Below are 13,188 nucleotides of genomic sequence, written 5' to 3' on the forward strand. Positions count from 1 at the left end.
TACGTGGAACCTGTCTCCCCGATCCTTAACGGAGCCGTCGTCATGGGGCACTACAAGTCGAATCTCCGCGACATCGAGTTCAACCTCTTCGAGGTGCTCGGCCGCGACAAGCTGTACGGCACCGGCCCGTTCGCGGAGATGGACACCGAGACCGCCAAGGACATCCTGGCCGAGATCGCGCGCCTGGCCGAGAACGAGCTGGCCGAGTCCTTCGCGGACGCCGACCGCAACCCGCCCGTCTTCGACCCGGAGACCAACACCGCCCCGGTCCCGGCCTCCTTCAAGAAGAGCTACAACGCCTTCATGGAGTCGGAGTACTGGCGGCTCGGCCTGCCCGAGGAGATCGGCGGCACCACCTCGCCCCGCTCCCTGATCTGGGCCTACGCGGAGCTGCTGCTCGGCTCGAACCCGGCCGTGTGGATGTACTCCTCCGGCCCGGCGTTCGCCGGCATCCTCCACGCCGAGGGCAACGAGGCGCAGAAGCGGGTCGCCCAGATCGCCGTCGAGAAGCGCTGGGGCTCCACCATGGTCCTCACCGAGCCCGACGCGGGCTCGGACGTCGGCGCCGGCCGCACCAAGGCGGTCCAGCAGGAGGACGGCTCCTGGCACATCGAGGGCGTCAAGCGCTTCATCACGTCCGGTGAGCACGACATGGAGGAGAACATCCTCCACTACGTCCTCGCCCGCCCCGAGGGCCACGGCCCCGGCACCAAGGGCCTGTCGCTGTTCCTCGTCCCGAAGTTCCACTTCGACTGGGAGACCGGCGAGCTGGGCGAGCGCAACGGCGTCTACGCCACCAACGTCGAGCACAAGATGGGCCTGAAGGCCTCCAACACGTGCGAGATGACCTTCGGCGACAAGCACCCCGCCAAGGGCTGGCTGATCGGCGACAAGCACGACGGCATCCGCCAGATGTTCATGATCATCGAGTTCGCCCGCATGATGGTCGGCACGAAGGCGATCTCCACGCTCTCCACGGGCTACCTCAACGCCCTGGAGTACGCCAAGGAGCGCGTGCAGGGCCAGGACCTGGCCAACTTCATGGACAAGACCGCGCCCAAGGTCACCATCACGCACCACCCGGACGTCCGCCGCTCGCTGATGACGCAGAAGGCGTACGCCGAGGGCATGCGCTCCCTCGTCCTCTACACGGCCGCCGTGCAGGACGAGATCGCGGTCAAGGAGGCGGCGGGCGAGGACGCCAAGGCGCTGGTCGGCCTGAACGACCTGCTCCTGCCGATCGTGAAGGGCTACGGCTCCGAGAAGGGCTACGAGCAGCTCGCCCAGTCGCTGCAGACCTTCGGCGGCTCCGGCTTCCTGCAGGAGTACCCGATCGAGCAGTACATCCGCGACGCCAAGATCGACACCCTGTACGAGGGCACCACGGCGATCCAGGGCCAGGACTTCTTCTTCCGGAAGATCGTCCGCGACCAGGGCGCCTCGCTGAACATGCTCTCCGAGGAGATCAAGAAGTTCCTCGCCGAGGGCGCGGGCGGCGAGGAGCTGGCCCCGGCCCGCGACGCGCTGGCCAAGGCCGCGGTCGCCCTGGAGGGCATCGTCGGCAAGATGATCGTCGACCTCACCGCCACCGGCGAGGACGTCAAGAACATCTACAAGGTCGGCCAGAACACCACCCGCCTGCTGATGGCCTCCGGTGACGTGGTCGTCGGCTACCTGCTCCTCAAGGGCGCCGCCGTGGCGGCCGAGAAGCTGGCCGGCGCCTCCGCCAAGGACGTGCCGTTCTACACGGGCAAGATCGCCGCGGCGAAGTTCTTCGCCTCGCAGATCCTGCCGGGCGTCACGGTCCAGCGCGAGCTGGCCGAGGCCGTCGACAACTCCCTGATGGAGCTCGACGAGGCCGCCTTCTAAGCGCCTCGGAGGGCCTTGCAAGGCCTCGGGAGGCCTCCCAAGACCTCCCCGAGGCTCCTCGCCACCCTCGCCACCCCGCGCGACGTACGCGGTGTACGCGCGCAGCGGCCGGACCCCCACGCACCGGGGGTCCGGCCGCTGCCGTTCCCGGGTTGTCAGTGGTTCGTGGCACGCTCGTAGACATGAGTCCACAGGAGCAGCAGCGCGGCGGCAGGGGGTACAGCGTCCCCGCCGGGCGGCCGTACGCCCTCAAGCAGCTTCAGGGCACCCTGGGCACGCTCGGGGACCAGGTCAAGGAGCTCTACGAGGGCTCCCACCCCGCCGAGTACGAGCCGGTGACCGACGCGCTCTACGAGGCCTTCCGGACGGCGGCCGGGCTGGCCCCCGCCAAGAGCTACACCGGCTGCCCCGTGCACCCCGACGGCGCGCTGGACCCGGAGGCGCCCGAGGGCTGGGGCCGCTGCCTGATCTGCAACGACCGCAGGCGCCTGGGCCGGCGCCTGCAGAGCGCGCGCGGGACGGCGCCGGCCGCCGCGCCGGCACCCGAGCAGCGCCGGCTCGGCTATCCCGTGCCGGACGGCCCGTTCACCCTGCGCCAGCTGCGGGAATACCTGCGGACCGTCGAGGAACAGCGCTTCCACCTCACGATCACCTCGCCCGAGCAGGACTTCGTCCGCATCGCCGACGACATCCACAAGGCCTTCATCACCGCCCGCGAGCTGTCGCGGCCGCGCAACGCCTCGGGATGTGCCGAGCACCCCGGCGCGCCGATCGATCCCGATGCTCCGCCCGGCGAGGCCTGTATCTTCTGCGCCGGGCGCAAGAGACGTGCGCAGCGCTCGCCGCAGACCCCGGAGATGCTCCCGCGCATCCGGCGGGGCGAGCGCAGACAGCTGCACCGTCGTTTCGAGCGCCCGCCGGGCTGAGCCGGTCCGGGACGCGGTTCACCTCCGCCGCGGCCCGGTCCCCTGCTGCCCGTCGGCTATCCGCCACAGTCCGGCCATGGCGAACACGACCGTCGTTAAGGTGAACCACATGAGCTCTCCCGCCCGCTTCGACCGCGGCCACACCGACGATCTGATGACCTTTCTGGCGGCGAGCCCGTCGCCGTACCACGCGGTGGCCGGTGCCGCCGAGCGGTTGGAGAAGGCCGGCTTCAGGCAGCTGTCGGAAACGGACGCCTGGGACGCGAGCGCGGGGGGCAAGTTCGTGCTCCGCGGCGGCGCGATCATCGCCTGGTACGTGCCGGAGGGGGCCTCCGCCCACACCCCGTTCCGGATCGTCGGCGCGCACACCGACTCGCCCAACCTGCGGGTCAAGCCGCTGCCCGACACCGGCTCCCAGGGCTGGCGGCAGATCGCCGTCGAGATCTACGGCGGCACCCTGCTGAACACCTGGCTGGACCGGGACCTGGGCCTGGCGGGCCGGCTGACGCTGCGCGACGGCAGCGAGCGCCTGGTCAACGTGGACCGCGCCCTGCTGCGCGTGCCCCAACTCGCCGTCCACCTCGACCGGTCCGTCAACAGCGACGGCCTGAAGCTGGACAAGCAGCGCCACATGCAGCCGATCTGGGGCCTGGGCGAGGTCCAGGAGGGCGACCTGATCGCGTTCCTGGAGGAGGAAGAGGGCCTGGCCGCCGGCTCGGTGGCCGGCTGGGACCTGATGGTCCACTCGATCGAGCCCCCGGCCTACCTCGGCCGCGACCGCGAGCTGGTGGCCGGCCCGCGCATGGACAACCTGATCTCGGTGCACGCGGGCACGGCCGCGCTGGCGGCGGTCTCGACGTCCGACACGCTGGAGTACATCCCGGTCCTGGCCGCCTTCGACCACGAGGAGAACGGCTCGCAGTCGGACACCGGCGCCGACGGCCCCCTCCTCGGCAATGTGCTGGAACGATCCGTCTTCGCCCGGGGCGGCACCTACGAGGACCGGGCCCGCGCCTTCGCCGGCACGGTCTGCCTGTCCTCCGACACCGGCCACGCCGTCCACCCCAACTACGCGGAGCGGCACGACCCGACGCACCACCCGCGGGTCAACGGCGGCCCGATCCTGAAGGTGAACGTCAACCAGCGCTACGCCACCGACGGCAGCGGGCGCGCGGTGTTCGCCGCGGCGTGCGAGCGGGCCGGGGTGCCGTGGCAGACGTTCGTCTCCAACAACTCCATGCCCTGCGGCACCACGATCGGCCCGATCACGGCCGCCCGGCACGGCATCCAGACCGTGGACATCGGCGTCGCCATCCTGTCGATGCACAGCGCCCGCGAACTGTGCGGCGCGGACGACCCGTTCCTGCTGGCGAACTCCCTGGTCGCCTTCCTGGAGGGCTGAGCGGCCCGCCCGCCGCCCGGGCCCCGCCCGCCGCGCAGGGCCCGGGCGGGGCGCCTCAGCCCTGTGCGGCGGGGAGGTAGAACTCCAGCGCGATGTTGTCCGGATCCTTGAAGTTGAGATGGAGCCCGGACTGGTCCTCGACGATGCCGGAGTGCGCGACCTCCTGCTCGTCGAGCCGGGACTCCCAGGCCTCCAGGCCGGCCCGGTCGGGGACGTGGAAGGCGACGTGGTCCAGCCCGACCCGGCCCGGGTCGAAGGCGTCCGCCTGATTCGTCGTCGGATGCGTACGGAAGCCCAGGACCAGGACCGGAGAGGCGACCGCGACGAACGGCCCCACCTCGTCGGCCACATCGAGCACCGTCTGCGTGTCGAACAGCCGGTTGTAGAACTCCGCACTGCGCTTCACATCGGTCACCGTCAGGGTGATGTGTCCGATTCCCCGGGTCTCAGGCATGCCAGCCACCTCCTGCACCGACGGTCCGCCCGGCCCTCTTCGATGCTACGCCGCGCGGCGTTCCGTGTACGGAACACGGAACGCCGCGCGGCGCCGGAGGACGCGCCCTACGCGCCCTACGCGCCCTACGCGCCGGAAGGATCCATCCCGGCGAGCACCAGCGGCAGCCGGGAGACCCCGCTGTCGCTGATCTTCACCGGAACGCCCCAGTCCTGCTGGTGCACATGGCAGGCCGGGTACTCGTTCTCGGGGTCGTCGTCGCAGGAGGCCGCCATCGCGGACACGTGCAGCACGCCCTCACCGACCCCGTCCGCCAGCACCAGCTCGCGGAACAGGTCCGTCCCGGCCCCGTCCCCCGCGGCCAGCAGCTCGGGCGGCGTGGAGCTGACGAGCAGCCGGGTGGAGGGACCGTAGCGCGTGTCGAGCTTCTGCCCGCTCGGCGCCTGGAAGACCACGTCGAGCCGCAGCGTGCCGGGCGCGACCTCGGTCGCGGCCCGCTGCGTCCGGTGCGCCACGTCCGCCACCTTCACCGCCTCCTCGGGCAGCCGCAGCCGGGTCAGCCGGTGCCGCGCCGACTCCACGACCACCACGTCCTCCCCGGCCAGCGCCGCACCGCTGGGCTCGCGCAGATCGGTGGCCAGCGTGCTGACCTCGCCGGTGGCGGGGTCGTAGCGGCGCAGGGCGTGGTTGTACGTGTCGCAGACCGCCACGGACCCGTCGGGCAGCGCGGTCACCCCGAGCGGGTGCTGGAGCAGCGCCTGGCCGGCCTCCCCGTCCCGGTGCCCGAAGTCGAACAGCCCGGTCCCGACCGCCGTGTGGACGACGCCCTCGGCATCGATCCAGCGCAGCGCGGAGGTCTCCGAGTCGGCGATCCACAGCCGGTCCCCGGCGGCCGCGAGCCCCGACGGCTGGGCGAACCAGGCCTCGGCGGCCGGCCCGTCCACCAGCCCCTCGTTCGTGGTCCCGGCGGCCACCTGCACGGTCCCGGCCTCCGGGTCCCAGGTCCACAGCTGGTGCACGCCGGCCATGGCGATCCACACCTTGTCCTGCCACCACGCCACGTCCCACGGCGAGGACAGGTCGACCTCCAGCGCCGGACCGGCGGTCGGCGAGCCCTGCCACCACTGCCGGCCGGTGCCGGCGACGGTCTCGACCGTGCCGGTCTGCGGGTCGAACACGCGCAGCGCGTGGTTCACGGTGTCGGCGACGACCACCCGGCCGTCGGGCAGCAGGGCCAGTCCCTGCGGCTCGTTGAAGGCGCCGTCGGTGAAGCCGCGCCCGCCGCTGCCGATCCGCCGTACGACGCTCTCCCCGTCGGGTGCCATCTCCACCAGCTGGTGCCGGGTGGAGTCGGACACCAGGAGGTTGCCCCCGGGCAGCGCCAGGACCTTGCCCGGGAAGCGCAGGTCCGTCGCGACCGGCTCCGGCGGCACGTACGGCCCGTCCCCGCGCCGCAGCGTCCCCTTGGCCTCGTGCTCGGCCTCCAGCTCGGCCACGAGCCGCTCGATGGCGTGCGCATGCCCCTCACCGGCATGCTGCGCGACGACGTACCCCTCGGGGTCGATGACCACGAGCGTGGGCCAGGCCCGTACGGCGTACTGCTTCCAGGTGGCGAGCTCGGGGTCGTCGAGCACGGGGTGCTCCACCCCGTACCGCTCGACGGCGTCGACGACGGCGCCGTGCTCGGCCTCGTGCACGAACTTCGGCGAGTGAACGCCGACGATCACAACGGTGTCCCGGTGCTTCTCCTCCAGCTCGCGCAGCTCGTCCAGGACGTGCAGGCAGTTGATGCAGCAAAACGTCCAAAAATCCAAGATCAATACGCGACCTCGGAAGTCGGCGAGCTTCAGATCCTTCCCACCGGTGTTGAGCCAGCCGCCCTTGCCGATCAGCTCGGGGGCACGGACACGGGCACGGCGGGGCGCGGGCGCGGGGGTGGGCGCCGGGGCAGCATCGTTCATCCTTCAAGCTTGCCATCCGGGTATGAACGGCCTGTCACGCGTGGACGTGACGCCGCGCACGCGAGATGCCGGTCCCTCCCGGTGCCCGCCTCAGGCCGGGGGCCGGGGCCTGCGCCGGTGCTTGGCCGCTTTGTACGCCTCGACGGATCTACGAGACGATCGCCAGACTCCGTCGGCGCCTTGGGTGGCGTTCAGGCGGCCTCGCTGCGCTGCCTGCCGGAGCGCTGCCAGAGACAGTTCCTCGTCGACGAGAGCAGCCAGCGGGACCATTCTGGCGGGGCCGGCCACATTGGGGACGATGAAGCGGTTGAGATTGTCCTCCATCGCCCGTGCGATGAGCTCACCGAGGGCACCACAGTCCCCGGCATCCGCTCTGCGCAGCCCCGCCAGATACGCGTCCCGCTGTCGCTTGAGGATGATGATCGGCGGATATCCGAGCCGCACGAGTACGAGGTTCATGACGAGTCGGCCGGTTCGTCCGTTGCCGTCAAGGAACGGGTGGATGCGTTCGAACTGGTTGTGGGTGTTAGCAAGCTCCTCGGGGAGGGGGCGGCCGAGATCCTCGTTCCTCTCGATGCGCAACCCCAGAGCGCATACATCGCTGACCCACTGCTCGACCTGCGCCGGCACCAGAGGCCAGGGGGGCGGCGTCATCCCCTCGGCAAAGGCCTCGATGTCGTGCTCACGGAAGTTGCCTGGCGCCTCGCGGCCACTGGCGTCCGGGTGGGGTGCGACGTTCCAGAACGGCGTCATCGCCACGTGGTGAATGTGACGTACCTCGGCGAGAGTGATGAGTCGACCGTCATGCCATGCGTCCGGCTCCAGCGCTTGGCCATACACCCACCGGGCCGCCTCCGCGTAGCCCTGGACCTCGTTGTACTCACGCAGCGGCTTCGCACCGACGGCCCGCCCTTGGTCGAGCAGGGCCTCCACCTCGCGCAGCACCAGGGTGTTGCCTTCCAGAGCAGTGGAGTGATGGGCCTCCTGGTGCCAGATGTCGTCCCAGATCTCCTGCGCCTCCCTGGGACTGGGGAGCCCGCCGAAGCGTTCGTTCAGTTCCGTGAGGGCCCCGGCGAGCCTGTTGTACACCGTGCTACGGCTGGGCCTGCCTCGTCCGGCCACGGTCGCTCTCCCAGAGTTGATACATGCCACGAGAATCGAATTGAACTTATCAACTAAGGCTGCACGGGAGACGTGGTCCGGCGGATGATCACCCGGTCGTGGGTGCCGGGGCCGACGGCTCGGTCGTCAGGTGGTCAGGAAGGTGTGGAGGGCCGTCTTCAGGGTGGTGACGACGTGGTCGCGGGTTTCTGGGGTGAGGAGGTCCAGGGAGAGGTACGGGTTGAGGTCCTCCAGTTCGACCAGGAGGAGGTCGCCGGAGGGTGCGCGGCAGGCGTCGACGCGCTGGATGCCGTGGGAGAGCGGGTTCCAGTCGGCGAAGCGCTGGGCGAAGGCCAGGTCGGCGGGGGTCGCGTCGTACGGGGCGAGCTCCCAGCGGCGGTCCGGGTCGGGGGCGTACAGGGCGTACTGGAAGACGCGGTCGACGAAGTAGAAGGAGACCTCGTACGCGAAGTCGATCCGCGGCTGGACCAGGATCTCGCCGGCCGGGCCGGCGGGCCGGTCGGTGAAGGTCAGGCCGATGGAGTCGGCGCCCTGCTTGGGCTTGACCGCGTACGTCGTGCAGGGCGGCAGCAGGTGCAGGTCGGCCGGGTCGTCGACGGTCGGGATGACCGGGAACCCGGCGGCCGTCAGGTCCAGCAGGTACTGCTTGCCCGCCATGTCGGCGCCGCCGTCGAGGGTGTTCCAGACCTTGGTGCCCCGGGCCAGGGCCGCGGCGCGGAAGGCCTCGTAGGCGGCCTGGTGGTGCAGGACGGGCCCGCTGTTGCGGACCACGACGCCGTCGAAGGCGTCCATCAGGGCCGTCGCGTCGAGCGGGTGACACAGGGCCAGGTCGAAGTCCTCGCGGAGCCGGGCGGTGAGGGCTATGTCCTCGTCGCAGTACCGGCGGCCGCGCGCCGGGTAGGACAGGTCGGTCACGTAGAGCAGACGCATGGCCGCAATCTATCCCGGGCAACGATCCAGGCATGAAATACCTCGTACGGGACAAAATGCTGGCCGTCGGTGACGACTACTGGATCGAGGACGAGGACGGCCGGCACGCCTTCCTCGTGGACGGCAAGGCACTGACCCTGCGCGACACGCTGGAGCTGAAGGACCCGGACGGGCGGGTGCTGATCACCCTGCGGGAGAAGTTCCTCGGCCTGCGCGACGCGATGACCCTGGAGCGGGACGGCCGCCGGCTCGCCGTGGTCCGCCGCAAGCGGCTGTCACTGCTGCGCAACCACTTCCGGGTGACCCTGGCGGAGGGCACGGAGCTGGACGTGAGCGGCCGGATCCTGGACCGCGAGTTCAAGATCGAGTACGCGGAGGAGCCGCTGGCCCTGGTCTCGCGCAAGTGGTTCCGGATCCGCGAGACGTACGCGGTGGACATCCTCCGCGAGGACGCGGACGCGGCCCTGCTGCTGGCGGTGGCGGTATGCGTGATCCGCCTGGCGGAGAAGGAACGCGACGGGGGGTGAGGGGCCCGACGGGGGGTGAGGGGCCCGGCGGGGCGGCGCAGGGCCGGCTCCCGGGCTACTCCCGGGCTACTCCGTACGCGCAGGCCACCGCGAGGGCCAGGAACAGGACGTGGACGCACACACTGCACAACGTCCAGCACGCCGCCAGGCCCGGGCGGCGGCGGGGGTCCGCGCCGCGGGCCAGCAGGAGCAGGGTGGCGGAGGGGGTCAGCAGGAAGAAGCCGAGCACGAAGCCCAGCACCGACAGCGCGAACACCGCCAGGCCCGCCAGAAGGCAGACCGCGCGGAAGACGTCGCGGTCGGAGATAGAGGGGATGCAAAGGCAAACGACGAAGAGGAAGAAGAGGGGCGCGACCAGCAGGTCGAACTGCGCCACCATGGCCCACAGGACCATGATCCCGGCCGGCAGGGCGGCCGACGCGGCCACCGCCCTTTGCCGCCGGTGGGTCCGCTCGGCGCCATCCCCTCCGACGACTGCCGCGCCGCCGCCGGTGTGCGTGCTCCCGCTGTCGGACCCCATGACCCAGCCCCCCAAGCTTCCTGAACGCGTTCAAGAAAGCTTAGGGGGAGTTATTGAACATGTTCAAGCATGGAAGGCGGGCCGGCTCAGCGACGCAGGCCCAGCATGCGGTCCTTCAGGGCCGGGAACTGGTCGCGGGTCTCCGGGACCTTCGTCGGGTCCAGGTCCACCGTCAGGACCTGTTCACCCGGGCCGGCCTCCGCCAGGACCTCGCCCCAGGGGTCGACCACCAGGCTGTGCCCGGCCTGTTCCACGCCCGCGTGCGTGCCCGCCGAGCAGCAGGCGAGGACGTACGCCTGGTCCTCGACGGCGCGGGCGCGGCTGAGCAGGGTCCAGTGGGCCAGGCGGCGGGCCGGCCAGCCGGCCGGGACGACGAAGGCGGTCGCGCCGTTGTCGACCAGGCCGCGGAAGAGCTCCGGGAAGCGCAGGTCGTAGCAGGTGGCCAGGCCGAGCGTCTGCTCCGGCAGCTCCACGGTGGTCAGCGTGTCGCCCGGCGACATCAGCACCGCCTCGCCCTCGTCGAAGCCGAAGCGGTGGATCTTGCGGTACGTGGCCGCCAGCTCGCCCTCGGGCGAGAGGACGAGGGAGGTGTTGTAGAGGGAGCCGTCGCCCGCCCGCTCCACGATCGAGCCGGCGTGCAGCCAGACGCCCGCGTCCCGCGCCGCCGCGGCCATCACCTCGCGGGTCGGCCCGTCGACCGGCTCCGCCTCGGTCTCGAAGAGCTCGTAGGCGAACGCGCCGACCGGCCACAGCTCCGGCAGCACGACGAGATCGGATCCGCGCTGCTCGCGGACGAGCTCGGCGACGCGGGAGCGGCGGGAAACCACCGACTCCCCGTCGTGCACGGCGATTTGGATGAGGGAGGCGCGCACAATACCACCGTCCTGGCAAACAGGTCCGTCGACTCGGGCCTACGATCGTCACACGAAAGCACTGCCGGGGTGCTCATCGGCAGCGTAGCTTTGAGAATCAGTCCACAACGCGCCACTGAACAGCACGCGAGGGGTCCCGTTGACCGTCCATCCCAGCCTTCAGCCCTATGTCGATGCGTGGACCCACTCCATCGAGGCGATATCCGAGCTCGTCGTCCCGTTGGCGGAAGGCGAGTGGAACCGGGCGACGCCGTGCCCGGGCTGGTCGGTCCGTGACGTGGTGTCACACATCATCGGGATCGAGACCGAGATGCTCGGCGACCCGCGGCCGATCCACACCCTGCCCCGCGATCTGCGGCACGTGGTCGACGAGTTCACCCGCTACATGGAGGTGCAGGTCGACGTCCGGCGCCACCACACCGCGCCCGAGATGACCTCCGAGCTGGAGTACACCGTCATCCGCCGCGCCCGCCAGCTGCGCAACGAGAAGCGGGACCCGTCGACGCTCGTCCGGGGCCCGCTCGGCGAGCAGGTGACGCTGGAGCTGGCGACCCGGCTGCGCGCCTTCGACGTCTGGATCCACGAGCAGGACCTGCGCACGGCCCTGGGCGTGCCGGGCAACCTCGACTCGCCCGGGGCGCACGTGGTCCAGGACATCCTGCTGGCCGGCCTGCCGAAGGTGGTCGCGAAGGAGGCGGGCGCACCGGCCGGTTCGGCGGTGGTCCTCGACGTGCACGGGCCGCTGGAGTTCATGCGGACCGTACGGGTGGACGCGGAGGGCCGGGGCTCGATCGACGGCACGCCCTCGCTGGGCCCGGCCGTGACGCTGGCGATGGACTGGGAGACGTACGTACGCCTGGCCGCGGGCCGGGTGCGCCCGCACGCCGTGGCGGACCGCATCAAGGCCGAGGGCGACCAGGACCTCGCCGACGCGATCCTGCGGTCCTTCGCGGTCACTCCGTAGCCTGCGGTCCTTCGCGGTCACTCCGTAGAGACACCCGCGAAGTAGGGACACCCGCCAAGTAGGGACACCCGCGGAGACGGCCGCCCACCCCCGTGGAGCGGCCGGTCCGCGTGTTCGTGGCGCGCCCCGGTCGGCGGCTGCCGCGCGGGGTGCGAGGTGTCCCACGGGGTCAGGTCGCCCGGTCCCCGCGGAGATCAGGACGCCGGTCCGCGCCGTCGAGTTCCCACCGGTCGCACAGAAATTCAGGCCGCCTCGCATCAGGCCGCCTCGCATCAGGCCGCACCGCTTCAGGCCGCTCCGCCGTGCGCGGCCTCCCGCGCGCGCTCGCGCTCGTGGTGCAGGGCCGGGCCGCGCAGGGTCAGGATCCGGGCCACGCCGAGCGCCTGGAGGACGAAGACGGACGAGAAGGCGATCCGGTAGTCGTCGCCGGTGGCGTCCAGCAGCACGCCGACCGCCAGCAGGGTCGTCATCGACGCGATGAAGCCGCCCATGTTCGTGATGCCGGACGCCGTGCCCTGCCGGGCCGGCGGGTTGGCCGGGCGGGCGAAGTCGAAGCCGATCATCGAGGCCGGGCCGCAGGCGCCGAGCACCACGCACAGGGTGACGAGCAGCCACATCGGGGCGCGCGGGCCGGGACAGGCCAGGACCGCCGCCCACAGCGCCGCCGTCGTGGCGACCGTGCCCAGCGCCAGCGGGATCCGGGAAGCCGGCCGCCGGCCGATGATCTGGCCGTAGAGCAGGCCGAAACCCATGTTGGCGACGACCACCAGGGTCAGCAGCCCGCCCGCCGCGGACCGGGAGAGCCCCTGGTCCTCGACCAGGAACGGCATGCCCCACAGCAGCAGGAACACCATCGCCGGGAACTGCGTCGTGAAGTGCACCCACAGCCCCAGCCGGGTGCCCGGCTCACGCCAGGAGTGCGCGATCTGGCGGCGGACGTACCCGCCGTAGCCGCCCGCGCCGCGTGCCGCGGGCTCCGGGGCGTGGCCCTCGGGGTGGTCCTTCAGGAACAGCACCAGCGGCACCAGCACCACCAGTCCCGCCGCCGCGCTGCCCGCGAACGCCGGCACCCAGCCGACCCCGTGCAGCACCGGCGCGAGGACCAGGGTCGAGACCAGGTTCCCGGCCATCCCGACCAGGCCCGCGAGCTGGGCCATCAGCGGCTGGCGCCGGACGGGGAACCAGCGGGTGCCCAGCCGCAGCACCGAGATGAAGGTCAGGGCGTCGCCGCAGCCCAGCAGCGCCCGCGCCGCGAGCGCCGTCCCGTACGAGGGCGAGAGCGCGAAGCCGAGCTGGCCCGCGGTGAAGAGCACGGCGCCCAGGGTCAGCACCCGCTTCGTGCCGAGCCGGTCGACCAGGAGGCCGACCGGGACCTGCATGCCGGCGTAGACGAGCAGCTGGAGCAGCGAGAACGTCGCGAGGGCCGAGGAGTTGACGTGGAAGCGGTCGGCGGCGTCCAGGCCCGCCACGCCCAGGCTGGTGCGGAAGATGACGGCCACGAAGTAGACCGCGACGCCGATGGACCAGACGGTGAGGGCCCGCCGGCCGCCGGGCGGCTCGGCCGCAGCACCGGGCGGTGCGGGCCGGCCCGCGGCGGGGGCGGGGCGGGGGCCGGTGTCCCGGAGGGTCATGCCGCGGCCC

The 13,188-nt window shown here is 71.5% G+C and carries 12 protein-coding genes; 5 read left to right on the forward strand and 7 right to left on the reverse strand.

Annotated features, from left to right (window positions below; genetic code table 11):
• Positions 1-42 precede the first annotated feature (42 nt).
• From GPJ59_RS12420 to GPJ59_RS12430, 3 genes are all read left to right on the forward strand, one after another.
• On the forward strand, positions 43-1,869 hold the full coding sequence (locus GPJ59_RS12420; protein ID WP_219667133.1) for an acyl-CoA dehydrogenase: 1,827 nt from the start codon (positions 43-45) through the stop codon (positions 1,867-1,869).
• 182 nt (positions 1,870-2,051) lie between these two features.
• Positions 2,052-2,795, forward strand: a complete 744-nt coding sequence (locus GPJ59_RS12425; RefSeq protein WP_219667136.1) for a hypothetical protein — start codon at positions 2,052-2,054, stop codon at positions 2,793-2,795.
• 109 nt (positions 2,796-2,904) lie between these two features.
• Entirely contained in the window at positions 2,905-4,197 is a 1,293-nt protein-coding gene (locus GPJ59_RS12430) for a M18 family aminopeptidase (RefSeq protein ID WP_219667138.1), read from the forward strand.
• A 55-nt stretch (positions 4,198-4,252) separates the two neighbouring features.
• On the opposite strand, the gene GPJ59_RS12435 is transcribed toward GPJ59_RS12430, so the two are convergent.
• The 4 genes from GPJ59_RS12435 to GPJ59_RS12450 form a co-directional block, all read right to left on the reverse strand.
• A complete protein-coding gene (locus GPJ59_RS12435) occupies positions 4,253-4,651 on the reverse strand; it encodes a VOC family protein (protein ID WP_219667140.1) in 399 nt (132 codons plus the stop codon).
• Between the two features lie 125 nt (positions 4,652-4,776).
• Positions 4,777-6,612 carry an NHL domain-containing thioredoxin family protein gene (locus tag GPJ59_RS12440; protein ID WP_219667142.1) on the reverse strand — a complete coding sequence of 612 codons (1,836 nt, stop codon included), beginning with the start codon at positions 6,610-6,612 and terminating at the stop codon, positions 4,777-4,779.
• Positions 6,613-6,702: 90 nt separating this feature from the next.
• Positions 6,703-7,701, reverse strand: a complete 999-nt coding sequence (locus GPJ59_RS12445) for a Fic family protein (RefSeq protein ID WP_219667143.1) — start codon at positions 7,699-7,701, stop codon at positions 6,703-6,705.
• Positions 7,702-7,860: 159 nt separating this feature from the next.
• Positions 7,861-8,664, reverse strand: coding sequence for a hypothetical protein (locus GPJ59_RS12450; RefSeq protein WP_219667144.1), 804 nt, complete (start codon positions 8,662-8,664; stop codon positions 7,861-7,863).
• 32 nt (positions 8,665-8,696) lie between these two features.
• Here GPJ59_RS12450 and GPJ59_RS12455 point away from each other — a divergent pair, with 32 nt between their 5' ends.
• On the forward strand, positions 8,697-9,191 hold the full coding sequence (locus tag GPJ59_RS12455; protein WP_219667145.1) for an LURP-one-related/scramblase family protein: 495 nt from the start codon (positions 8,697-8,699) through the stop codon (positions 9,189-9,191).
• A gap of 55 nt (positions 9,192-9,246) precedes the next feature.
• Here GPJ59_RS12455 and GPJ59_RS12460 read toward each other — a convergent pair whose 3' ends face one another.
• Both GPJ59_RS12460 and GPJ59_RS12465 read right to left on the reverse strand, forming a co-directional pair.
• Positions 9,247-9,711 carry a hypothetical protein gene (locus GPJ59_RS12460; RefSeq protein ID WP_219667146.1) on the reverse strand — a complete coding sequence of 155 codons (465 nt, stop codon included), beginning with the start codon at positions 9,709-9,711 and terminating at the stop codon, positions 9,247-9,249.
• Positions 9,712-9,797: 86 nt separating this feature from the next.
• The gene (locus GPJ59_RS12465; protein WP_219667147.1) at positions 9,798-10,583 is read right to left on the reverse strand and encodes a carbon-nitrogen family hydrolase; all 786 of its coding nucleotides are present in this window, start codon (positions 10,581-10,583) and stop codon (positions 9,798-9,800) included.
• A 139-nt stretch (positions 10,584-10,722) separates the two neighbouring features.
• Here GPJ59_RS12465 and GPJ59_RS12470 point away from each other — a divergent pair, with 139 nt between their 5' ends.
• Entirely contained in the window at positions 10,723-11,547 is an 825-nt protein-coding gene (locus GPJ59_RS12470; RefSeq protein WP_219667148.1) for a maleylpyruvate isomerase family mycothiol-dependent enzyme, read from the forward strand.
• 287 nt (positions 11,548-11,834) lie between these two features.
• On the opposite strand, the gene GPJ59_RS12475 is transcribed toward GPJ59_RS12470, so the two are convergent.
• A complete protein-coding gene (locus GPJ59_RS12475) occupies positions 11,835-13,178 on the reverse strand; it encodes an MFS transporter (protein WP_219667150.1) in 1,344 nt (447 codons plus the stop codon).
• Positions 13,179-13,188 lie beyond the last annotated feature (10 nt).

The organism is Streptomyces bambusae (genome assembly GCF_019400985.1).
GTDB lineage: Bacteria > Actinomycetota > Actinomycetes > Streptomycetales > Streptomycetaceae > Streptomyces > Streptomyces bambusae_A.

What these genes read in the sequence shown, in the direction of transcription:
- GPJ59_RS12425 (WP_219667136.1), top strand. Translation starts at nt 2,052, where the DNA reads ATGAGTCCACAGGAGCAGCAGCGCGGCGGCAGGGGGTACAGCGTCCCC.
- GPJ59_RS12430 (WP_219667138.1), top strand. Translation starts at nt 2,905, where the DNA reads ATGAGCTCTCCCGCCCGCTTCGACCGCGGCCACACCGACGATCTGATG.
- GPJ59_RS12450 (WP_219667144.1), bottom strand. Translation starts at nt 8,664, where the DNA reads ATGCGTCTGCTCTACGTGACCGACCTGTCCTACCCGGCGCGCGGCCGC.
- GPJ59_RS12460 (WP_219667146.1), bottom strand. Translation starts at nt 9,711, where the DNA reads ATGGGGTCCGACAGCGGGAGCACGCACACCGGCGGCGGCGCGGCAGTC.
- GPJ59_RS12455 (WP_219667145.1), top strand. Translation starts at nt 8,697, where the DNA reads ATGAAATACCTCGTACGGGACAAAATGCTGGCCGTCGGTGACGACTAC.
- GPJ59_RS12435 (WP_219667140.1), bottom strand. Translation starts at nt 4,651, where the DNA reads ATGCCTGAGACCCGGGGAATCGGACACATCACCCTGACGGTGACCGAT.
- GPJ59_RS12420 (WP_219667133.1), top strand. Translation starts at nt 43, where the DNA reads ATGGGGCACTACAAGTCGAATCTCCGCGACATCGAGTTCAACCTCTTC.
- GPJ59_RS12475 (WP_219667150.1), bottom strand. Translation starts at nt 13,178, where the DNA reads ATGACCCTCCGGGACACCGGCCCCCGCCCCGCCCCCGCCGCGGGCCGG.
- GPJ59_RS12440 (WP_219667142.1), bottom strand. Translation starts at nt 6,612, where the DNA reads ATGAACGATGCTGCCCCGGCGCCCACCCCCGCGCCCGCGCCCCGCCGT.